The organism is Frondihabitans sp. 762G35, assembly GCF_002074055.1.
GTDB lineage: Bacteria > Actinomycetota > Actinomycetes > Actinomycetales > Microbacteriaceae > Frondihabitans.
The window spans coordinates 3,185,179-3,203,757 of sequence record NZ_CP014619.1 but is presented as its reverse complement, the minus strand read 5'-3'; the positions used below and the strand labels follow the sequence as shown (position 1 = coordinate 3,203,757).

Below are 18,579 nucleotides of genomic sequence, written 5' to 3'. Positions count from 1 at the left end.
AGGGTGGAGGGGTGACGACGACGTTCCCTCTCAGCACCCCGTCCGCCCTCGGAATCGCTGCGGGGGGTGTGACCGCCTTCCTCGACGCGCTCGACGCGGCTCCCGACGTGGAGCCGCACAGTCTCCTCCTGCTGCGCCACGGCCGTGTCGCCGCCCAGGGCTGGTGGGCCCCCTACGAGCCCGAGCGCGTGCACCTGCTCTACTCGCTCAGCAAGAGCTTCACCGCCGCCGCGGTGGGCCTGGCCGTCGAGGAGGGTCTGATCGACCTCGATGCGCCCGTCGTGAGCTACTTCCCCGAGTTCGAGGCCGACATCACCGACGAGCGGAGCCGGCGCATCCTGGTCCGTCACGTCCTCGCGATGGCGAGCGGCCACGCCGACGAGACCATCGAGCGCGCTCAGGCCCTCGATCCGGAGAACCTCGTGCGAGGGTTCCTGCTCCTGCGGCCCGACGAGGAGCCGGGCACCGTCTTCGCCTACAACCAGCCGTGCACCTACTCGCTCGGGGCCATCGTGCGGAAGGTGACGGGCGGCTCCCTGCTCGACTACCTGCGCCCGCGCCTCCTCGACCCGCTCGGGATCGAGCAGGCCGCCTGGGTCACCGACGCGTCCGGGGGAGAGCTCGGCTACAGCGGCCTCCACGCCACGACCGAGTCGATCGCGAAGCTCGGCCAGCTCTACCTGCAGCGCGGCGTCTGGGAGGGCGAGCGGATCCTCACCGAGGCCTGGGTCGAGGAGGCCACCCGCAAGCACATCGACAACCCGCAGTGGGAGAACCCCGACTGGCAGCAGGGCTACGGCTTCCAGTTCTGGATGGCGCGGCACGGCTTCCGCGGCGACGGCGCCTACGGGCAGTTCTGCGTGGTCCTCCCCGAGCACGACGTGGTCCTCGCCATCACCAGCCAGAGCATCGACATGCAGGCCGTGCTCGACGCGGCGTGGGAGCACCTGCTCCCCGCGATCGACGCCCCGACCGACGCGGACGCCGACGACGCCCTCGCCCGCCGACTCGCGTCCGCGGCCCTCTCGCCCGTCGAGGGTGAGCCGCTCGGCGACCTCGACGCGCAGACGTTCGCGAAGGCGTCGGGTGCGCCCGTCGGGTTCGCCACGTTCCGCGAGGTCCGCGTCGAGCGGGGCTCCGGCGACGCGCCGGCGACCCTGGTCCTGGTCGACGGCGACGACGTGCTCGAGGCCGAGATCGGCGCAGGAGCATGGTCCGTCACCGGGCCGCTCGCCGTCAGTGCCGCGCGCGCGGGCACGTCCGTGGCGATCGACGTCGCGTTCATCGAGACGCCGCACCGGCTGCACCTCCTCCTCGACCCCGCGGCCTCGACCTTCGAGCCGCGCTGGGAGACCGAGCCGCTGCACGCGACGCTCCACGACCTGCGCAAGCCCTGAGGCGTCGGCGCGGCACGCGGCGTCTGCTGCGTGCCGACGAGATCGCCTTCCGCGTCGCCGTGAGACGGCGGTGGCGACGCCGAGAGCGATCTCAGCGGCGCCGTTCCGGCGGAGCGACGTCCACGTCGTCGCCCGAGGCGAGGTCGCCGCACTCCACCTCGGCGGCCCCGTGCGCCGCCAGGTACGCGCGCGCCCCCCGGTCTCCGGCGAGCGACGCGGTGAGCGCCGGCCAGTGGTCGCGTCCGATGAGGGCAGGATGCCCGGGCCTCGCGCCGAAGACGGCCTGCGCCAGGGCATCCGGCCCCGTCACCCGCTCGGCCACGCGTCGGGCGACGGCGACGGGCAGCCCGGGGAGATCGACGAGCGTCACCAGCACGGCCTCCGCGTCGGCACCGCTTGACGCGACCGCCGCGAGCCCCGCGCGGAGGCTCGCCGCCATGCCCGTGTCCCAGTCGTCGGCGACGACGGTGTGCGCCCCGGCCGGGACGAGATGCCGGGCGCGGTCGGCCTCGGCGCCGAGGACCACGGTGACGTCCGTGCATCCTGCGCCCGCCAACAGGTCGTGGGCCAGCAGGAGCCACGGGGCGCCCTCCGCGTCGCGCACCAGCGCCTTCGGACCGCCGTAGCGGCGGCCCGCCCCCGCGGCGAGCACGAGTCCTGCGAGCCGGGTCATGGCTACAGTTGAGCACACCATGATCGACGTCTCCGAGTCCGAGCTGCGCGAGGGTCTCGCTGCCAGCCTCCACGTGCGCCGCTGGGTCGACGACGTCGCCGCCGAGGCCCCGTTCGCGGACTTCGCCGCGCTCCACCGCGTCGCCCACGACCGGGCGACGCCCCTCAGCCCCGCCGAGGTCGACGAGGCCGTCGCGGCCCACCCGCGCATCGGCGAGCGGCCCACGGGCGACGGCCGCGACGCCGCGTTCAGCCGGGCCGAGCAGGAGGCGGTCGACAGCGAGGACGGCCAGCTCGACAAGGCGCTCCTCGAGGGGAACGCGACCTACGAGGAGCGGTTCGGCCGCGTCTTCCTCATCCGCGCCGCGGGGCGCAGTCGCGCCGAGATCGTCGACGAGCTCCAGCGCCGGCTCACCCTCGACGACGAGACGGAGCTCGCCATCGTCGGCGAGGAGCTCCGCGACATCGCGCTGCTCCGGCTCGAGAAGCTGTTCGGCGGCGCCGCGTGAGCCAGGTGACCACGCACGTCCTCGACTCGAGCGTCGGTCGACCCGCGGCGGGCGTGGCCGTCGAACTGCAGGATGCTCGGGGCCGCGCCCTCGCCACCGGCGTCACCGACGCGGACGGCCGCGTCGCGACCCTCGGGCCGGACTCCCTCGAGCCGGGCGCCTACCGGCTCGTGTTCGACACCGCCGCCTACTTCGCCGCGACGTCGACGCCCACGTTCTACCCGCGCGTCACGCTCGACTTCGCGGTGGCGGACGCCGCCGAGCACTATCACGTGCCGCTGCTCCTGAGCCCGTTCGCGTACTCCACGTACCGCGGCAGCTGAGGCGCTCGCCCGCGTCGAGCCGTCGGAAACGGCGGTCTTCCCGGGCCGATCGTGGCTCTCGTGGACGATCTCGACCGGAACGACCGGCGTTTTCCGACGCCGCGGCGCAGCGGCGCCAGGCTCCGCCCGCGCCCGCGCGGCGCCGCCTCAGTAGTCGGTGCGCTCCGCGGCGCTCAGCCAGGCGTCGAACGGCGCCGACGCGTCGGCGGGCCGCACGGAGTCGACCGGGAGATCCCAGGTGGCCCGGTCGCGCGCGAACAGCTCGTAGAACTCCAGGTCGTCGAAACCGCCGCGCGCGGCATCGTGCCGGTCGGCCGCGAAGACCACCCGGTCGACGCGTGACCACAGCGCCGCCGACAGGCAGAGCGGACACGGCTCGCACGACGTGTAGAGGACGCAGCCGGCGAGCGAGAAGTCGCCGACCTCGCGGCACGCGGCACGGATCGCGACCACCTCGGCGTGGGCCGTCGGGTCGTTGTCGCGCGTGACCCGGTTCTGGCCCGTGGCCACGATCCGGCCGTCGCGCACGATGAGGGCGCCGAAGGGCCCACCGCCTTCGGCGACGTTCTCGACGGCGAGGGCGATCGTCTGGGCGAGCCAGTCCTGGTCGGTCATGCTGTCGATCATGCCAGGCCGGCCGAGGCCCTCCACGCATCGTGGGCCGGGGGTGCGTCGTCGCGCAGGAGCGTCGCCTCGATGAGCCCGTAGGCGCGGTCGGCCGCCCAGAAGACCTCGCCGCGGTTCTCGAGGCCGAAGCGGTCGAGGTCGTAGTCGAAGTGGTGCTTGTTGGGTGCCTTGAGGCGCACCTCGGCGATGAACGGGAACGCCTCCATCACGGCCGTCCCCATGTGCCAGAGGGTCTGCTGGAGCGCCAGCGACTGCAGCGTGGCGAACTCCTTGACCATCAGGCGCTTGATCTCGGGGTAGACCTCGTCCCAGGGCACGTCGGTCGTCGAGAAGCGCCAGCGCGCCTCGAGGGCGGTCGCCATGACGCGGTCGTGGGTCTCCGGCAGCGTCGTGAACTCGTCCTTGAGGAAGCCCGCGAACTCCGAGCCGGTCGACTTGAGCAGCACGAGGTCCTTGAGGCCGCCGATGACGTAGGTGCCGGTCGCGTCGACCGTGACGGCGGCGGTGCGCACCTCCTGCCCCTTCCGGAGCCAGGTGTGGTCGTGCTCGGCGCCGTCGACGACCGCGCGCTCCCAGGCGTACTCCTCGATCTCGATCCGGGCGCCCTCCACCGGGTCGATGTCGGTGACGAAGTGGTTGGCGAGCTCCAGGCCGAACGCCTCGATCGAGTCGATGCCCTTCGACTTCGCGAACGCGTAGGCGGTGTTCTTCTGCGTGTCGGTCGGCAGGACGTTCGACTGGTCGCCGGTGAGGTACGCCGCCTCCCACGGTCCGCGCAGGGCGGTGCTCACGTTGAGATCGCGGATCTCGTGCCGGGGCTGGTCGCGGTAGATGCGGACGAGCCGCGACTCCGCCTTTCCGTACTGGTGTTCGCCGAGGATGATCGCCATGTCCGCGATTCTGCCAACCCAATGTGACCGGGGTGTTTCGGTGCGGTTCCGGGCGTGCGCGCGCCCCGGCCGGGGTCAGGCCAGGTGGCCGAGCAGGAGCCCTAGCGCCGCCGCCGCGACGCTCAGCACGAGCATCCCGAGCCCGTTCAGGAGGGTCAACCCGATGCGGCCCTGCTGCGCCAGCCGCACGGTCTCGATGCTGGCGGTGCTGAAGGTCGTGTAGCCGCCCATGAGTCCGCCCCCGAGCATGAGTAGCCACTCGTGGGGCAGCCCCGCGGCCGCGGCCAGGCCGGTCAGGAGCCCCAGGCCGAACGATCCCGTCACGTTGATGATCGTCGTGGCGAGCGGGTACGGCCCGCCGACACGGGCCTTCACGGCGCCGTCGACCACGAACCGGAGGACGGACCCCGCGCCTCCTGCGACGGCGATGCCGAGGAAGACGAGCGGCGCGATCATCGCGCACCCCTGTTGCGACGGTGCGCGAGGCGCGCGGCGAGGGCGACGCCGAGGAGGGCGGTGAGGAAGCCGGCCGCCACGGAGACGACGCCGTAGGCGACGCCCACGGCGGAGGGACCGCCGAGCAGCGTCGCCGTGTCGGTGGCGAGGGCGCTGTACGTGGTGAAGCCGCCGAGGACTCCGGTGCCGACGAAGAGGCGGACCTCGCGTCTCCTGCCCTCGTCGGGGCCGCCGTGCGACAGGGCCTCGAGGAGGAACCCGAGGGCGAAGGCGCCGACGACGTTGATCAGGAAGATCGTGAGCGGGAAGCCGCCCGCGGGAGCGGGCCAGGTGAGGGCGAGCGCCTCTCGCAGGGCCGTCCCCAGGGCGCCGCCCAGGGCGACGAGGAGGATGAGGCGTGGTCGACGGTGGGCGGGGCGCATCTCTTCCTCGGGGCTGTAGCGGGCGGGCTGTGGCGGGCCGGTGGTGGCGGGCGGGTGGTGACGAGCCGCCGGGACGGACAGACGGGACGGGCCGGCGCGACGACGTCTCGACGCTACCGGACCCCGGCCGGGTGGCGACGCTCAGCCGCAGGCAATAGCGTCGTCCCGTGGTGACCAAGGCGGAGAAGGTGGCTCGGCGACGCGCCGAGATCGAGGCGCGGAAGCGCGCCGAGCAGACGAGGCAGCGACGGCGTCTGGCGGCGATCGTCGGCGGGGGCGTGGCGACGGCGGCGGTCGTCGCGATCATCGCCGTCGGCGGACTGGGGGGCGGGCCGACGTCGAGACCCGGGCCGGCGATCCGTTCCGGCACGCAGATCGTCCCCGCCGCGCCGACCGGCCAGACGACCACGAAGCAGGCGAGCGTCACGACCGTCACCGACGACTCCGGCGTCCCCGGGGTCCTCGCGTGGGACACCGAGGGGTGGCCCGGTGACGGCGCAGCTCACGCCGGGGCCCTCGAGCACGACCACGTCACCGGTCCCGTCGACTACGGCATCACCCCGCCGGTGGGCGGCCCGCACGACGCGGTCTGGATGAACGCGGGCGTGTACACGAAGCCGGTCCCGACCGAGCGCGCCGTCCACAACCTGGAGCACGGCGCCGTGTGGATCACCTACGACTCCTCCCTGCCGTCGGCCGACGTGCGGGCGCTCACCGCCTTCGTCACGAAGCAGTCGATGATCCCTGAGCAGGAGCAGACCGCCGGCCAGTCGAACCGCTACATCGACCTGAGCCCGTGGGGGACGACCGGCCTGCCGTCGAAGATCGTCATCAGCTCGTGGGGGCATCAGCTCCGGGTCGACAGCCCGACCGATCCGCGCCTGCAGGAGTTCGTCGACACCTTCCGGCACAGCCAGAAGTACTCCCCGGAGTACGGCGAGCCCGTCGACGGCGTGCCCGTCCTCACCGGCGGTCGGCCGGCGCTCGACGGCAGCGCCGTCGCGAACCCGAGCGGGACCGCGCAGGAGTAGCGCGGCCCTCCGTGCACGGCCGGCCCCGGGCGACCGGCACTCAGGCGATCGGCCGCTGCGCCTTCGGCAGCTTCGCGATGACGAGCCGGTACGACTCGGCGATGAGGTCGTCGACGAGGCCCTGCGGCAGGTCGCCGTCGAGGTCGACGGTGATCCAGTGGTCCTTGTTCATGTGGTAGCCGGGCGAGATCGCAGGATGCTCGTGGACGAGGCTCCGGGCATCCTGCGGATCGCTCTTCAGGGTGATCGAGGGGCGCTCGCCGTCGAGCGGGACCACGGCGAACATCCGGCCCCTCACCTTGTAGACCGCCGTCTCGAACCCGAACGGGTGGGTCAGCTCGGCGCTCGGGAGGTTCGCGCAGGCGTCGCGGGCAGCGTCTTCGTCCATGCGTGCATCCTGCGCTCCCCGGGCCGGTGCGGGCAAGGCGGATCCCTCCGCAGGAGCCGCGGCGGTAGCGTGGACCCGTGAAGACCAGTCAGCTCCACCACTTCGTGGTCGCCGCCGAAGAGCTGCACTTCCAGCGCGCGGCGCAGAGGCTCGACATCTCCCGGCAGAAGCTCACGTCGTCGATCGCCGCCGTCGAGGCGGAGTACGGCGCGAACCTGTTCGATCGCGGTGCCGCCGAGACGCGCCTGACCCGCGCCGGCGAGCGCGCGCTCGAGGACGCCCGGGCGGAACTGGCCAAGCCGTCGACGCCGCCCCCGCCGCCCCCGAGGCCCGCAGGAGGCAAGGCCAAAGCCTCCAAGGGGAAGGGTCGCGCCCCCGTGGTGAAGGGCGAGCCGAAGCCGTTCCCGAAGCGTCAGGGGCGCTGACCGACGCATCTGCGGGTCGAGCGGTTCCGTGGGCAACGACCCGCGGACGGGAGGCTTGGCTCGGCCGGGGTCGACCCCGTATGGTGGTGGACGATGCTTTCGCCCGACCAGACTCCCGACACCTCCGTGTCCGGGGCCGGTGACCCCGCAGGCCGTCGCCGCGGCCGTCGTGCCGCGGTCGCCGTCTCGGGCGGATCCGCTGCTTTCTCGCCGTCGTCCGGGGCACCCCGGCTCGACGCCACCGTGAGCCCGCGTCGCGCGGCCCGCGCCGCCCGCGAGGCCGCCGCCGCGGCCGCGCTGTCCGCCCCCGGGTCGTCGGCGGATGCTGCCGCGCCGGTGTCGCCTTTCGTGCCGGTGTCGCCCGTCGTGGCTCCCGCGGCTGTCGTGGCTTCTGTCGCTGTGACTCCCTCGACCGAACTCGTCGGTGTACAGACGGCGCCGATGCCGATCGTGGGCGCGGGTGTGCAGACCGCACAGATGCCGATCGTGGCTGCGCCGACCGTGGCCGCCCAGACTGTGGCCGCGCCGACGCGTCGCTCCACCTTCGTCGCGGCGCCCGCTCCGGCGTCCGGTCCCCGTCGCCGCATCGCGGCCGGCGTGGCACCTAGCCGCCGACCTGCCGTCGCTCGTCGTTCGGCGGTCGTGGCCGCGGCTCCTGCGGTCCGCCGCAAGCGCACCGCCGTCGACACCGTCCGGCGCGTCGCCGTGACGACGGTCGTCGTCGGGATCCTGGCGACCAGCGTCCTGCCCGTTCTGCAGCAGCGGGGCAGTGCGGCCTACGCGTCCGGGTCCGATCTGCCGACCACGACGACCGCCGGCGCCCAGGCATACGACGTCTCCACGGGAGTCGCCAACTCCGTGGCCTCGCGCGACGAATACGGCGCCACCTCCGTGCTCGACTACGAGCAGCAGGTCATCTCCAACCGCCTCGCCGAGACGAACACGACCTACACCGGTCCGACGGCGGCCGACTATCTCGCGCACCCCCTCTTCTCGAACAGCCCGCTCGATCGGGCGCAGGTGTTCCAGGTGGCACTGCAGTACCTCGGCACTCCCTATGTGCACGGTGGCGCCGACCCCTCGGCGTTCGACTGCTCCGGCTTCATCATGTTCGTCTACGCGCAGTTCGGCATCTCGCTGCCGCACTACGTCCCCTCGCAGGATGCCCTCGGCACCCGCATCCCCGAGAGCGAAGCCGTCCCGGGCGATGTCGTCATCTTCGACAACGGTGCGCACGACGGCTTCTACGCCGGCAACGGCATGATCATGGACGCCCCGAAGCCCGGCGGACACATCAGCGTGCGTCCCATCTGGGACCAGCCCCACCACTTCGTCCGCTTCGGCGACTAGCGGCGCTTCCGCTGCGGGCCGCGCGGCTGACGCGTCCGGCTCCACGGGTGGCGTCTTTCCGCGAAGGTGAGCGGCGTGTTGTGGAGTGTTGCGGGCGCGATGTCGCGACCGCGCGGGCGAGACTCCACGATTGGCGCGTTCTCGCGAAGGTGAGCGGCGTGTCGTGGAGTCTCGCGGGCGCGATGTCGCGACCCGGCGCGTGAAACTCCACGATTGGCGCGTTTTCGCGAAGGTGAGCGGCGTGTTGTGGAGTCTCGCGGGGGCGGAATCTGGCCCGCCGGAGACTCTCGCCCGGGAGGGTTCCGCGGCTCCTGCGGGCGCCCGCCGTCGCCCGGGGGTCGCGCCGATGCCGCGAGACTCCACGATTGGCGCGTTCTCACGAAGGTGAGCGGCGTGTTGTGGAGTCTCGCGGAGCGGGGCGGGACGGGCGGCGCGGGCTACGGGCGCGCGTCGGGCTCCACGTCGGCAGCGTGGGCGCCGTGCGACGTCGACGGCTCCGCGGCGTGGGAGCCGTGTCCGGCGTGGACCGGCTCCGCCGGGTGCGCAGGATCCGCGGCGTGCGCACCATGCGACCCGCCGGCAGGAGCCGCGGCCTCGGACCCAGCACCGCCACCGGCACCGGTGACGTCCGGGCTGACCGGCGCGCTTCCACCCCGAGCGTTCGGCGACGACCCGGACCCGGCCCCGCGCCCGGGAGCCCCGACGCGCTTCGGCAGCGCGAACACGAGAGCGAACGCCACCACCGCGAAGATCGCGCTGACGAGCATCGCGTGGGCCGCAGCCGTGGTGAAGTTCGTCGCGAACTCGGCGGCGAACGCCTGCTTGACGTCGGCGATCGCCTGCGGCGTGTTGCTGGTCGGCTTCCCGGCCTTGGGGATGACGAGCGCGCCGAACAGGACCGAGCCGATCACGGCGATGCCGATCGCGCTGCCGATGCGCTGGATGGCGGCGATGACGGCCGAGCCGGAGCCCGCGTCCTTCCGGTCGACGGTGGCGACGATGAACTGCGCGTTCGGGGCGATGAAGAGCCCGTTGCCGATCCCGCCGATGAGGAGGGGGACGAGCAGCATCCAGCTGGTGAGGTCCGCGCCCTTGACGAGCAGGAAGATCAGCCACAGCGAGATCAGCGAGATGGCCACGAGGGCCGTGCCGAGGATGAGGACGGTGCGTCCGAGCCTGGACGAGAGCCGGTTGCTCTGCGACGAGCCGAGGATGCTGCCGACCGCGAACGGGATCGTCACGGCGCCGGAGGCGAGGGCGCTGTGGCCGAGGCCGGTCTGCCAGAGGAGGGAGATCGTGAAGAAGATGCTGGTGAAGGCGGCGAAGTAGACGAGCGCGAGGATCACGCCGCCGGTGAACTGCGGGTGCTTGAACAGCGACGGCGGAACGAGCGGGCTGCGTCCTCGGCGGCTGTAGAAGACCTCCCAGGCGCCGAAGACGGCGAGCAGGACGACGCCGCCGGCGATGGTGAGGTACGTCCAGAGCGGCCAGCCCTCGTCCTGCCCCTGGATGAGCGGGACGAGAAGGGCCACCAGGGCGCCGGAGACGAGGACGACGCCGATCCAGTCGAGGCCCGCCGGCGGACGCTGCGCCGCCGGGTCGCGCTTCGGCAGCAGGATGGCGGCCGCGACGAGGGCGACGAGACCGATCGGAAGGTTCACGTAGAACACGGTGCGCCAGCCGTCCGTGTCGCCGAAGGCCTGGATCAGGAGTCCGCCGACGATGGGGCCGAGGGCGGAGGAGACGCCGATGACGCTGCCCATGATGGCGAACGCCTTGCCGCGCGCCTGCGGCGGGAACAGCAGCTGGATGAAGGCGGTGACGGCGGGCACGTAGATGCCGCCCGCGAGCCCCTGCACGACGCGGAAGATGACGAGCTGCGTGTCGGTCTGCGCGATTCCGCAGGCGAACGACGCGGCCGTGAACAGCGCGATGCCGGTGAAGAAGACCCACTTGTGCCCGATGCGGTCGCCGATGCGCCCGGCGGGGATGAGGGCGAGGCCGAACGCGAGCGCGTAGCCGGAGATGATCCAGGAGACGGTGGCCTCGGAGGCGTTCAGCGACGTCCGGATCGTGGGCAGCGCCACGTTGACGATGGTGGTGTCGAGCAGGGCGATGAACATGCCCAGCAGGAGCACGATGAGCGATCGCCAGGCGACCTTCGGGATGGGCTGTGCCTGGCGCTGGGCCGTGGCGGTCGCGTCTGTCATGGGAGCAAGGCCTTTCGTACCGCGGGCGCGGCGGGGGTGATGACGGAAGGGGGTGGGGTCAGGAGGCGGCGCGGACGAGCTCGTCGTCCGTCACCGCGGGGAGATCCGCGAGCAGCTGCTCGTGCCAGGAGATCTCGGAGCGGAGGCGGTGTTCCCGGTGGCGCATGGCGTGCGTCTCGGCCACCGAGAGGAAGGGCAGGGCTTTCTGGTTCAGGTCGATCGTCTCGGCGAGCATCCCGTGCAGCCGGGCGAGTCTGGCCTCGACTGTAGGCCGGAGTTCGTCGAGGCGTTCGACGTCGAGGCGGGTCAGCGCCAGGTCGAAGGGGTCGGGCCGCAGGGTGATGGCGGCGAGGCCGTCGTCACGCAGGATGTGGAGCGCCCGGCGTCCCGCCTCGGTGATCGCGTAGACGTGGCGCTCCGGGAAGTTGCCGGCTCGCTCCGAGCGCACGACCTCGACGAGGCCCTCCGCGGCGAGGCGCTTGATGGCGCCGTAGAGGCTGCCGACGGAGATGTCCGTCCAGAGGTGGACGTGCTCCTCGTCGGCGAGCAGTCGGATCTGGTGCCCGTGCATCTCGCCGCGTCGCTCGAAGGCGTCGAGGAGGAAGAGGCGGATGGAAGACACCGGAGTACTCTTGCACAAGTAGTCACCCTCGGCAAACAGCCCTGAGTGATCGGGACGGCGCGCTCGGGGCGCGGCGGTCTCAGCCCTCGACGTCGAGGGCCGCGCGCCCGGCACGGACGACCGCGAACGCGATCAGCGCCACGATCAGCAGGATCGCCACGACGAGCACCCCCACCGAGTCGGGCCGCACGAGGCAGACGATTCCTGCGGCGACCGCGATCACGGCGGCCACGGCGAGGGGCAAGAGGGCGCGGCGGTGGCCGATCCGCCAGGCCTCGGGCGACGCGAGGAGTGCCGGGATCCGGATCCCCGCGACGTGGTTCGGCCCCAGGATTCCCGCGGCGGCGGCACCCGCGGTGCCCGCGATCGCTGCGGCGACGACGAAGAGGACGATGGCGGCGACGATCACCGAGCAAGCCTAACGACCGCGCCGACCCGCGCGTGCCGGGGGACCGCCGCCACGGGTACCGTGCACCCCATGGAAGCTCGCACCAGATGGCTCTTCTCGGGTCAGCTCGGGTCCCTCTTCGACGACGGCGGCAGGATCCTCGTGGTCGAGGCCCGCTCGCTGGTGGCGGGTCGCCCGATCCACCGCGCCAAGGCGCACCTCCTGCTGTCCGCTCTCCGGCACCGCGTCCGCGAGCTCGGCGACCGCGTGGAGTACCACCGGGTCGACGACTACCGGCAGGCGCTCGAGGCGACGGGGGGATCGACGGGGCGGGACGACCTCGAGGTGATCGACCCGCCGTCCTACGCCGCGCGGCGGTTCGTGCGCGAGGTGGGCTGCCGGATCCTGCCGAGTCGGGGCTTCGTGACGAGCGAGGAGCAGTTCCGCGAGTGGGCGGACGCGCGCGGGGGGTCGCGGCTCCTGCTCGAAGATTTCTACCGAGCCACCCGCGAGCGGACGGGCCTGCTGATGGAGGGCGACCAGCCCGTCGGCGGCCGGTGGAACTACGACCACGACAACCGGGCGTCGCCGCCGAAGGGGGCCGTGACGCTCGGGCTGCCGGAGCCGTGGTGGCCCGAGGAGGACGACATCGACGACGAGGTCCGGCACGATCTCGACCGCTGGCAGGCCGAGGGCGCGGTGCAGCTCGTCGGCGCCGACGGGCCCCGGCGCTTCGCGGCGACCGAGAGCGAGGCGGAGCGCGCCCTCGACGACTTCGTCGAGAGTCGCCTGGCCGACTTCGGCCCGTTCGAGGACGCCACGCTCACCGGCGACTGGACGATGGCGCACTCGCTCCTGAGCGCCCCGCTGAACCTCGGCCTGCTCGATCCGCTACGCGTCGTCGAGCGCGTAGCTGCGGAGCACGGTCGGGGCGCACCGCTCGCGAGCGTCGAGGGCTTCGTGCGCCAGGTGGCCGGCTGGCGCGACTACGTGTGGCACCTCTACTGGCACCTCGGCGAGGACTACACCGTCAGCCACAACGCGCTCGCCGCGACGGAGCCGCTCCCCGAGTCGTTCCTCACGCTCACGCCCGACGCCATCGAGGCGAACTGCCTGCACCACGCGATCGACGGCGTCCGCGAGCACGGCTGGGCCCATCACATCCAGCGGCTCATGGTGATCGGCAACTGGGCGCTCCAGCGGGGCTACGACCCGGTGGCGCTCAACGCCTGGTTCGTCGACATGTTCGTCGACGGGACGCCCTGGGTGATGCCGGCGAACGTCGTGGGCATGTCGCAGCACGCCGACGGCGGTCTCGTCGCCACGAAGCCGTACGCCTCCGGCGGGGCCTACATCGACCGCATGACCGACCACTGCGCGGGGTGCGTCTTCTCGCCGAAGAAGCGCCTGGGCCCGGACGCCTGCCCCTACACCGCCGGCTACTGGGCCTTCCTCGACCGCACCGAGGGGGCCCTCCGGCGGAACCACCGGATGGCCCAGCCGCTCGCGGGGCTGCGTCGCCTCGCCGACCGGGAGGCCGTTGTCGCGCAGGAGCGGGAGCGCGAGCCCCTGTCCTGACGACGGCTCCGGCCCCGAGCCCGGTCAGTCGCGGGCGCGGAGCCGCACGAGGTCCTGCGCGTAGGAGGAGAACCAGGCCCCGGCCTTGGGCCCGCCGTTGCAGGAGCCGTCGCTGATGCCGGGCGACTTGATCCACAGCAGCGCGTCGAGGCCGCCCGTGCCACCGGTCACGTGGGGATCCTGTCCGAGACCCGTGCCGGAGGGGTTGCACCAGGTGCCCTTCCAGCCCTGGCCGTTCCGCGAGACGTCGATGACGAAGTGCGAGGAGTCGGTGAGGGCCGAGACCTTCTCGGCGTAGGCGCGCTCCTGGTCGACCCGGTAGAAGCTGGCGACGTTCGTGAAGAACCCGCGGGCGGAGGCGATCCCGGCGTCCTCGAGGCGCGCCGCCATCGTCGCGGGCGGTACCCAGTGGGAGTTCCCGGCGTCGAGGTAGGCGGGGACGCCGGCCGCGGCGAACTGCTCGACGGCCCGCTTGATGAGCGGGACGCGGACGTCCGTCTCGGCTGGACAGTTGCTCAGCATGGCCAGGGAGTCGGGCTCGACGAGGACGACGGCGCGGTGGCCCTTCAGGGTGTCGGCGATCGCCTTCGTCCACGCCGGGTAGCGCTCGGCGGTCCAGCCGCCGGCCGAGTAGTCGCCGCAGTCGCGGTGCGGGATGGCGTACGTCACGAAGACGGGGGTGACGCCCTTCTTCTCGGCGGCGGCCACGTTCTCGCGGACGACGCGTCGCACCTGCGCGACGTCGTACTGATCACCCAGCCAGATCGCGACGGACTCCTTCGCGATGGCGCTCGCGGCGCCGGCGGCCGTCGCGTCGCCCGCGCGCTCGAGGCGGGTGGCGGCCCGGGCGGCGAGGCTGTCCCGCTGGACGTAGAGGCCGCCCTCGAAGAGCACGCGGTTCGACTCGTCGCGCAGCGTCGACCCGCTCGACGGCCTCGGGGTCGGAGTCTCGGAGGTGCAGGCGGCGAGGAGCCCGACCGCGGCGACGATGGCCACGGCGAGCAGCACGCTGCGGCGTCGTCTGTGCGTCATGCGGACCCCGATCGGCAGGAGGGACGGTGGGGCGTCCGCCAGTGCACGCAGTGCCAGTCCATCACGCGCGGCCGCCCCAACACAACGGCGCCGACGTTCGAGAGTGCTCGTCGGCGAGGCTTCCGGCGGTGCCGCCGCTACGGAGGGCCGGTGAGCCAGAGGGTGACGATGGCGACGAACTGGAGCGCCATCCCCGACCCGAGCACCAGGTGCCGGAGGTGCTTGCGATGCGTGATGCTGTCGACGGCGACGAGGGGTGCGAGGGGCATCAACAGGCGGGGCAGGCTCTGCTGCGGCAGGAAGACGGCGAAGAGGTAGAGCGCGTACGCCGTCAGGAACGCGCGGATGTCGACGCCGAGTCGCCGGAGCGACGGCTTGCGCATCCCCCAGAACCACAGCGCGACGATGGCCAGGACGACGACGGCTCCGAGGATCCCGAGGTAGCGGATCGCGAAGAGGAACCAGGGCGTCAGCGGCACGAAGTGGTCGGTGCCGATGTAGGAGATCCACCACGCCGTCTCGGTCTTCAGGTAGGCGTCGGGCACGCCGGTGGCGGCCGCGGCGATGAGCGGCCAGGTGAACCCGGCCGCGGCGATCGCGAGCCCGGCGACGACGGCCGCGATCCGCTCGGCGCGGGGGAAGGGGTCTTTCGTCCAGAGGCGGTGGACGACGACGATTGCGAGCGCGAGGGCGAGGGCGAGGGCCCCCGGCTTCGTGAACGACGCGATGACGCCCGACCACGCCAGGAGCACGTACCGCCGGGTCAGCAGGGCCCACATCCCGGTGAAGCAGAAGAAGAGGAACATGCTCTCGGCGTAGCCGACCTGCAGGACGAAGGCCATCGCGCCGAAGCAGAAGAACGTGGTGCCCCAGAGGGCGCCGAGGGCGTCGACCCGCAGGCGGAGGAACCGGTGGAGCATGAGCGCCGCGAGAGCGCCGAAGATCGTGGCGACCCCCGCCGCGACGGCGCCGGTGTCCCAGCCCGTGATCTGGGCCAGGATGCGCACGGTCCAGGGGAAGAAGGGCAGGAACGCCCACGAGTTGGGCTCGACCGCGCCCGAGGCGCTGATGGGCAGGACGTGCGGGTAGCCGTGCTGCGCGATCGACGTGTAGTAGGCGCCGTCCCAGACGTTCGAGAAGCCGAAGAACCCGGTGCCGCGGCCCCCGTCGACGTAGCCGTCGGCGTACTGGCCGGGATGCGAGGCGGCGATCCGGTAGACGATGAAGAGCAGGACGGTGGAGAAGACGCGCGAGGCGGCGTAGATGCCGAGGACGGCCGCCCAGGTGGGGACCCTCGAGGCGAGCGTCAGGAGGCGGGACGGCGACGGGACCGGTTCGCGGGTCGCGACGCGGGTCGACGACGGGTCTCTGTCCAGCACTCGTCATTGTATTCACGCGCGCCTGGGCGCCCGCATCAGCCGGGGGACGGAGAACGCCCGGGCCGTGGGGGCCCGGGCGTCCGTCGGTCGGAGGAGGCGCTTCTCAGCGGCCGCCGGTGATCTTGCGCTGACGCTGGGCGACTCCTGCGGTGCCGTAGGGGTAGTCGTCGATGGTCGGAGCGCTCGCGTCGCTGAGGCGCGACACCTGCTCGACGGAGAGGTCGACGCCGGAGGCGCCGATGTTGTCGACGAGCTGCTCGACCGTGCGCGCGCCCAGGATGACGCTCGTGACGGCGGGCTGGGCCAGGAGCCACGCGATCGCCACCTGCGACTTCGTGGCGCCGGTCTCTCCGGCCACGGCGGTCACGGCGTCGAGGATGCGCCAGGTGCGCTCGTCGGCGTTGCGGGCCGCCCATGCCTCCATGCCGCGCTCCGGGTTCTCGCCGAGGCGCGAGGCACCGGTCGGGGCCACGTCGCGCTCGTACTTGCCGGTGAGCCAGCCGCCGCCGAGGGGCGACCAGGGGAGCAGGCCGATGTTCGCGTCGAGCGAGGCGGGGACGACCTCGTGCTCGATGTCGCGCACGAGGAGGCTGTACTGCGGCTGGAGCGTGACCGGCGGGACGAGGCCGAGCGCGATCGCGCGGTGCACGGCCTTCGTGAGCTGCCAGCCGAGGTAGTTCGAGAAGCCGTAGTAGCCGATCTTGCCGGCGGCCGCGGCGTCGTCGAGGAAGCGCAGGGTCTCGTCGATCGGCGTGAGGGCGTCCCACGCGTGCATCTGGTAGAGGTCGATGTGGTCGACACCGAGGCGCGTCAGCGACGCGTCGAGGGCCGAGCGGAGGTGCCGGCGCGAGAGGCCGACGTCGTTCGGGCCGTCGCCCATCGGGAAGCGCCCCTTCGTCGCGAGGACGATCTGCTGCGCTTCGGTCGGGTGCGCCTTCAGCCAGCGGCCGATGATCGTCTCCGAGACTCCGGCCGAGTAGACGTCGGCCGTGTCGAGGAACGTGCCGCCGTGCTCGACGAAGGTGTCGATGAGGGTGTGGGAGGTGGCTTCGTCGGCTTCTGCGCCGAAGGTCATGGTGCCCAGTGTCAGCTCCGACACGACGGCACCCGAGTTTCCGAGGTTTCTGTAGTCCATGCCTCGACGCTAGTCCTCTTCGTGAGCGCTCACGCAACCGGTTTAGCGATTGGTCGTTTCGCGCGGAGATCGAGCAGCGGCGCCCCGGCGCGACGGGCGTCAGTTCTCGGGCGGCCGTTCGCTCCGACCGAGGAACCGCGACAGGGCGCGACGCGCCCGTCCGGTCATCTCATCGGTCAGCGAGTTCGAGGCCTCGGCGATCGCCGCCGTGTTGCCGGGCCGCACCAGGTCGGGCAGCGTGGCGCGCAGGTAGTGGGCCCGGGCTTCCTGCAGCGAGTCGAAGGTGAGGTCGAGCTCGACGGCGGTGGAGCGCAGGAGCCGCAGGGCCCGGGCGGCGGGCAGGCTCGCGTCGGCCGCGAGGGCGTCGAGGCTCGGGGAGGAGGCGCCCGCGGAGACCCAGGCGGCGGCGCGGGCGGGCAGGTCGTCGCCGGGCTCGAGCCCGAGCATCCTGCGCGCTTCCGTCACCCGGATCTCGTCGATCGCACCCATGTCGCCGAGCCTAACGACGCCGGCCGGGCACGGTGCGGACAGGGCACCGTGCGGACAGGGGTCGGACCCGGATCAGCGGGGGCGGTACTCCGCGGCCATCGGGCAGTCGAACGGGCGTCGTGCGGCGAGGCCCACGCGGTTGAGGTAGGCGATGACGGTGCCGAAGGCCGACCAGAGGGTCGTCTCGGTGTAGGGCACCTGGTGCTCGGCGCAGTGCTCGCGGACGATGCGGCGGGCGGCGCGGAGGTTCGGTCGGGCCATGTTCGGGAACAGGTGGTGCTCGACCTGGTAGTCGAGGCCGCCCATGGCGATGGTCATCAGCGGGCCGCCGGTGACGTTGCGCGACGTGAGGACCTGCTTGGAGAGGAAGTCGACGCGGCTGTCCTCCGGGATGATCGGCATGCCGATGTGGTTCGGGGCGAAGGCCGAGCCCATGTAGAGGCCGAAGATCGCGAGCTGGACGCCGACGAAGGCGAAGGCCATCCCGAGCGGCAGGAACGTGAAGACGAGGCCGAGGTAGACGGCGAAGCGGATCGTGATCATCGCGATCTCGACCGAGCGCTTGTCGACCTTCTTGCGGCCGAAGACCGTGCGGTACGACATGAGGTGCAGGTTGACGCCCTCGAGCAGCAGGATCGGGAAGAACGCGTAGCCCTGACGCTGCGTGAACCAGCGCATGAGGCCCCGCTGTTTGACCGCGTCCTGCTCGAGGAAGGAGACCGTGTCGAACGCGATGTCGGTGTCGCGACCGATCGTGTTGGGGTTGCCGTGGTGCTTCGTGTGCTTGGAGGTCCACCACGCGTAGCTCATGCCGACGACGCCCGAGGCGAGGAAGCGACCGACGTTGTCGCTCGTGCGCCCGGACTCGAAGACCTGGCGGTGCGCCGTCTCGTGGGCGAGGAAGGCGTACTGCGTGAAGATGATGCCGATTCCGGCCGCGATCAGGAGCTGGAACCAGCTCTCGCCGATGAAGACCGACCCGGTGATGGCTCCCGCGAGGCACGCGGTCACGATCGAGAACATGGCGATGTAGAAGCCGCGGCGACGCTTGAGGAGACCCGCCTCGCGGACCCGCCCGAGGAGCACGTTGTAGGTGCTGACGGGCTTCGAGGTCGCGCCCGAGGTGGTGCCGCGGAAGCCGGCCGGGAGCTCGGCGCTGTTGCGGACGCGCTGCGGCGCGGGGACGGTCACGAGGGTGGGGGCATCGAGGACTGACAAGTCATCTCCCGAGTCGGGATCGACTTCTCAGTCGCGAG

At 72.2% G+C, this 18,579-nt stretch carries 21 protein-coding genes; 7 read left to right on the top strand and 14 right to left on the bottom strand.

Annotated features, from left to right (window positions below; genetic code table 11):
- Positions 1-11 precede the first annotated feature (11 nt).
- Positions 12-1,397, top strand: coding sequence for a serine hydrolase domain-containing protein (locus AS850_RS15215; protein ID WP_119869883.1), 1,386 nt, complete (start codon positions 12-14; stop codon positions 1,395-1,397).
- Between the two features lie 91 nt (positions 1,398-1,488).
- Here AS850_RS15215 and AS850_RS15210 read toward each other — a convergent pair whose 3' ends face one another.
- Positions 1,489-2,070, bottom strand: coding sequence for a nucleotidyltransferase family protein (locus AS850_RS15210; protein WP_119869882.1), 582 nt, complete (start codon positions 2,068-2,070; stop codon positions 1,489-1,491).
- A gap of 19 nt (positions 2,071-2,089) precedes the next feature.
- Between AS850_RS15210 and uraD the strand changes: the two genes are divergently transcribed.
- Together uraD and uraH are read left to right on the top strand one after the other, a co-directional pair.
- Complete coding sequence (gene uraD / locus AS850_RS15205) at positions 2,090-2,578, top strand: 2-oxo-4-hydroxy-4-carboxy-5-ureidoimidazoline decarboxylase (protein WP_216819791.1); 489 nt, start codon at positions 2,090-2,092, stop codon at positions 2,576-2,578.
- The gene (gene uraH / locus AS850_RS15200) at positions 2,575-2,901 is read left to right on the top strand and encodes a hydroxyisourate hydrolase (RefSeq protein ID WP_119869880.1); all 327 of its coding nucleotides are present in this window, start codon (positions 2,575-2,577) and stop codon (positions 2,899-2,901) included. Before uraD ends, uraH begins: the two co-directional genes overlap by 4 nt.
- A gap of 147 nt (positions 2,902-3,048) precedes the next feature.
- On the opposite strand, the gene AS850_RS15195 is transcribed toward uraH, so the two are convergent.
- The 4 genes from AS850_RS15195 to AS850_RS15180 form a co-directional block, all read right to left on the bottom strand.
- Complete coding sequence (locus AS850_RS15195) at positions 3,049-3,516, bottom strand: nucleoside deaminase (protein ID WP_164088482.1); 468 nt, start codon at positions 3,514-3,516, stop codon at positions 3,049-3,051.
- 8 nt (positions 3,517-3,524) lie between these two features.
- Entirely contained in the window at positions 3,525-4,418 is an 894-nt protein-coding gene (pucL, locus tag AS850_RS15190) for a factor-independent urate hydroxylase (protein WP_119869879.1), read from the bottom strand.
- Positions 4,419-4,493: 75 nt separating this feature from the next.
- Complete coding sequence (gene crcB / locus AS850_RS15185; protein WP_119869878.1) at positions 4,494-4,874, bottom strand: fluoride efflux transporter CrcB; 381 nt, start codon at positions 4,872-4,874, stop codon at positions 4,494-4,496.
- A complete protein-coding gene (locus AS850_RS15180; protein ID WP_119869877.1) occupies positions 4,871-5,296 on the bottom strand; it encodes a fluoride efflux transporter FluC in 426 nt (141 codons plus the stop codon). The genes crcB and AS850_RS15180 overlap by 4 nt, the downstream gene beginning before the upstream one ends.
- A gap of 167 nt (positions 5,297-5,463) precedes the next feature.
- On the opposite strand from AS850_RS15180, the gene AS850_RS15175 reads away from it, so the two are divergent.
- Positions 5,464-6,327 (top strand): DUF3105 domain-containing protein, encoded by an 864-nt coding sequence (locus tag AS850_RS15175; protein WP_119869876.1) that lies wholly within the window; start codon positions 5,464-5,466, stop codon positions 6,325-6,327.
- 40 nt (positions 6,328-6,367) lie between these two features.
- On the opposite strand, the gene AS850_RS15170 is transcribed toward AS850_RS15175, so the two are convergent.
- Positions 6,368-6,715, bottom strand: coding sequence for an MmcQ/YjbR family DNA-binding protein (locus AS850_RS15170; protein ID WP_119869875.1), 348 nt, complete (start codon positions 6,713-6,715; stop codon positions 6,368-6,370).
- A 77-nt stretch (positions 6,716-6,792) separates the two neighbouring features.
- Here AS850_RS15170 and AS850_RS15165 point away from each other — a divergent pair, with 77 nt between their 5' ends.
- A complete protein-coding gene (locus AS850_RS15165) occupies positions 6,793-7,140 on the top strand; it encodes a LysR family transcriptional regulator (protein WP_119869874.1) in 348 nt (115 codons plus the stop codon).
- A gap of 93 nt (positions 7,141-7,233) precedes the next feature.
- Entirely contained in the window at positions 7,234-8,490 is a 1,257-nt protein-coding gene (locus tag AS850_RS15160) for a C40 family peptidase (protein WP_119869873.1), read from the top strand.
- Between the two features lie 437 nt (positions 8,491-8,927).
- Here the strand turns inward: AS850_RS15160 and AS850_RS15155 are convergent, their stop codons facing one another.
- The 3 genes from AS850_RS15155 to AS850_RS15145 all read right to left on the bottom strand — a co-directional run bounded on the left by AS850_RS15155 (position 8,928) and on the right by AS850_RS15145 (position 11,731).
- Positions 8,928-10,700 (bottom strand): DHA2 family efflux MFS transporter permease subunit, encoded by a 1,773-nt coding sequence (locus AS850_RS15155; protein WP_119869872.1) that lies wholly within the window; start codon positions 10,698-10,700, stop codon positions 8,928-8,930.
- Between the two features lie 58 nt (positions 10,701-10,758).
- The gene (locus AS850_RS15150) at positions 10,759-11,322 is read right to left on the bottom strand and encodes a PadR family transcriptional regulator (RefSeq protein ID WP_119869871.1); all 564 of its coding nucleotides are present in this window, start codon (positions 11,320-11,322) and stop codon (positions 10,759-10,761) included.
- A gap of 79 nt (positions 11,323-11,401) precedes the next feature.
- Positions 11,402-11,731 (bottom strand): SdpI family protein, encoded by a 330-nt coding sequence (locus tag AS850_RS15145; protein WP_119869870.1) that lies wholly within the window; start codon positions 11,729-11,731, stop codon positions 11,402-11,404.
- Positions 11,732-11,800: 69 nt separating this feature from the next.
- On the opposite strand from AS850_RS15145, the gene AS850_RS15140 reads away from it, so the two are divergent.
- A complete protein-coding gene (locus AS850_RS15140; protein ID WP_119869869.1) occupies positions 11,801-13,288 on the top strand; it encodes a cryptochrome/photolyase family protein in 1,488 nt (495 codons plus the stop codon).
- A 24-nt stretch (positions 13,289-13,312) separates the two neighbouring features.
- On the opposite strand, the gene AS850_RS15135 is transcribed toward AS850_RS15140, so the two are convergent.
- The 5 genes from AS850_RS15135 to AS850_RS15115 form a co-directional block, all read right to left on the bottom strand.
- A complete protein-coding gene (locus tag AS850_RS15135) occupies positions 13,313-14,320 on the bottom strand; it encodes a glycoside hydrolase family 6 protein (protein ID WP_119869868.1) in 1,008 nt (335 codons plus the stop codon).
- Positions 14,321-14,457: 137 nt separating this feature from the next.
- On the bottom strand, positions 14,458-15,699 hold the full coding sequence (locus tag AS850_RS15130; RefSeq protein ID WP_119869867.1) for a mannosyltransferase family protein: 1,242 nt from the start codon (positions 15,697-15,699) through the stop codon (positions 14,458-14,460).
- A gap of 103 nt (positions 15,700-15,802) precedes the next feature.
- Positions 15,803-16,834, bottom strand: a complete 1,032-nt coding sequence (locus AS850_RS15125; protein WP_119869866.1) for an aldo/keto reductase — start codon at positions 16,832-16,834, stop codon at positions 15,803-15,805.
- Between the two features lie 99 nt (positions 16,835-16,933).
- Positions 16,934-17,323, bottom strand: coding sequence for a hypothetical protein (locus AS850_RS15120; protein WP_119869865.1), 390 nt, complete (start codon positions 17,321-17,323; stop codon positions 16,934-16,936).
- 72 nt (positions 17,324-17,395) lie between these two features.
- Positions 17,396-18,541: a fatty acid desaturase family protein gene (locus AS850_RS15115; RefSeq protein ID WP_442856893.1), complete on the bottom strand. Its 1,146-nt coding sequence runs from the start codon at positions 18,539-18,541 to the stop codon at positions 17,396-17,398.
- Between the last annotated feature and the right edge of the window lie 38 nt (positions 18,542-18,579).

Coding starts and splice junctions, on each gene's coding strand:
- AS850_RS15210 (WP_119869882.1), bottom strand. CDS start 2,070: ATGACCCGGCTCGCAGGACTCGTGCTCGCCGCGGGGGCGGGCCGCCGC.
- uraD (WP_216819791.1), top strand. CDS start 2,090: ATGATCGACGTCTCCGAGTCCGAGCTGCGCGAGGGTCTCGCTGCCAGC.
- AS850_RS15195 (WP_164088482.1), bottom strand. CDS start 3,516: ATGACCGACCAGGACTGGCTCGCCCAGACGATCGCCCTCGCCGTCGAG.
- pucL (WP_119869879.1), bottom strand. CDS start 4,418: ATGGCGATCATCCTCGGCGAACACCAGTACGGAAAGGCGGAGTCGCGG.
- crcB (WP_119869878.1), bottom strand. CDS start 4,874: ATGATCGCGCCGCTCGTCTTCCTCGGCATCGCCGTCGCAGGAGGCGCG.
- AS850_RS15180 (WP_119869877.1), bottom strand. CDS start 5,296: ATGCGCCCCGCCCACCGTCGACCACGCCTCATCCTCCTCGTCGCCCTG.
- AS850_RS15170 (WP_119869875.1), bottom strand. CDS start 6,715: ATGGACGAAGACGCTGCCCGCGACGCCTGCGCGAACCTCCCGAGCGCC.
- AS850_RS15160 (WP_119869873.1), top strand. CDS start 7,234: ATGCTTTCGCCCGACCAGACTCCCGACACCTCCGTGTCCGGGGCCGGT.
- AS850_RS15155 (WP_119869872.1), bottom strand. CDS start 10,700: ATGACAGACGCGACCGCCACGGCCCAGCGCCAGGCACAGCCCATCCCG.
- AS850_RS15140 (WP_119869869.1), top strand. CDS start 11,801: ATGGAAGCTCGCACCAGATGGCTCTTCTCGGGTCAGCTCGGGTCCCTC.
- AS850_RS15135 (WP_119869868.1), bottom strand. CDS start 14,320: ATGACGCACAGACGACGCCGCAGCGTGCTGCTCGCCGTGGCCATCGTC.
- AS850_RS15125 (WP_119869866.1), bottom strand. CDS start 16,834: ATGGACTACAGAAACCTCGGAAACTCGGGTGCCGTCGTGTCGGAGCTG.
- AS850_RS15120 (WP_119869865.1), bottom strand. CDS start 17,323: ATGGGTGCGATCGACGAGATCCGGGTGACGGAAGCGCGCAGGATGCTC.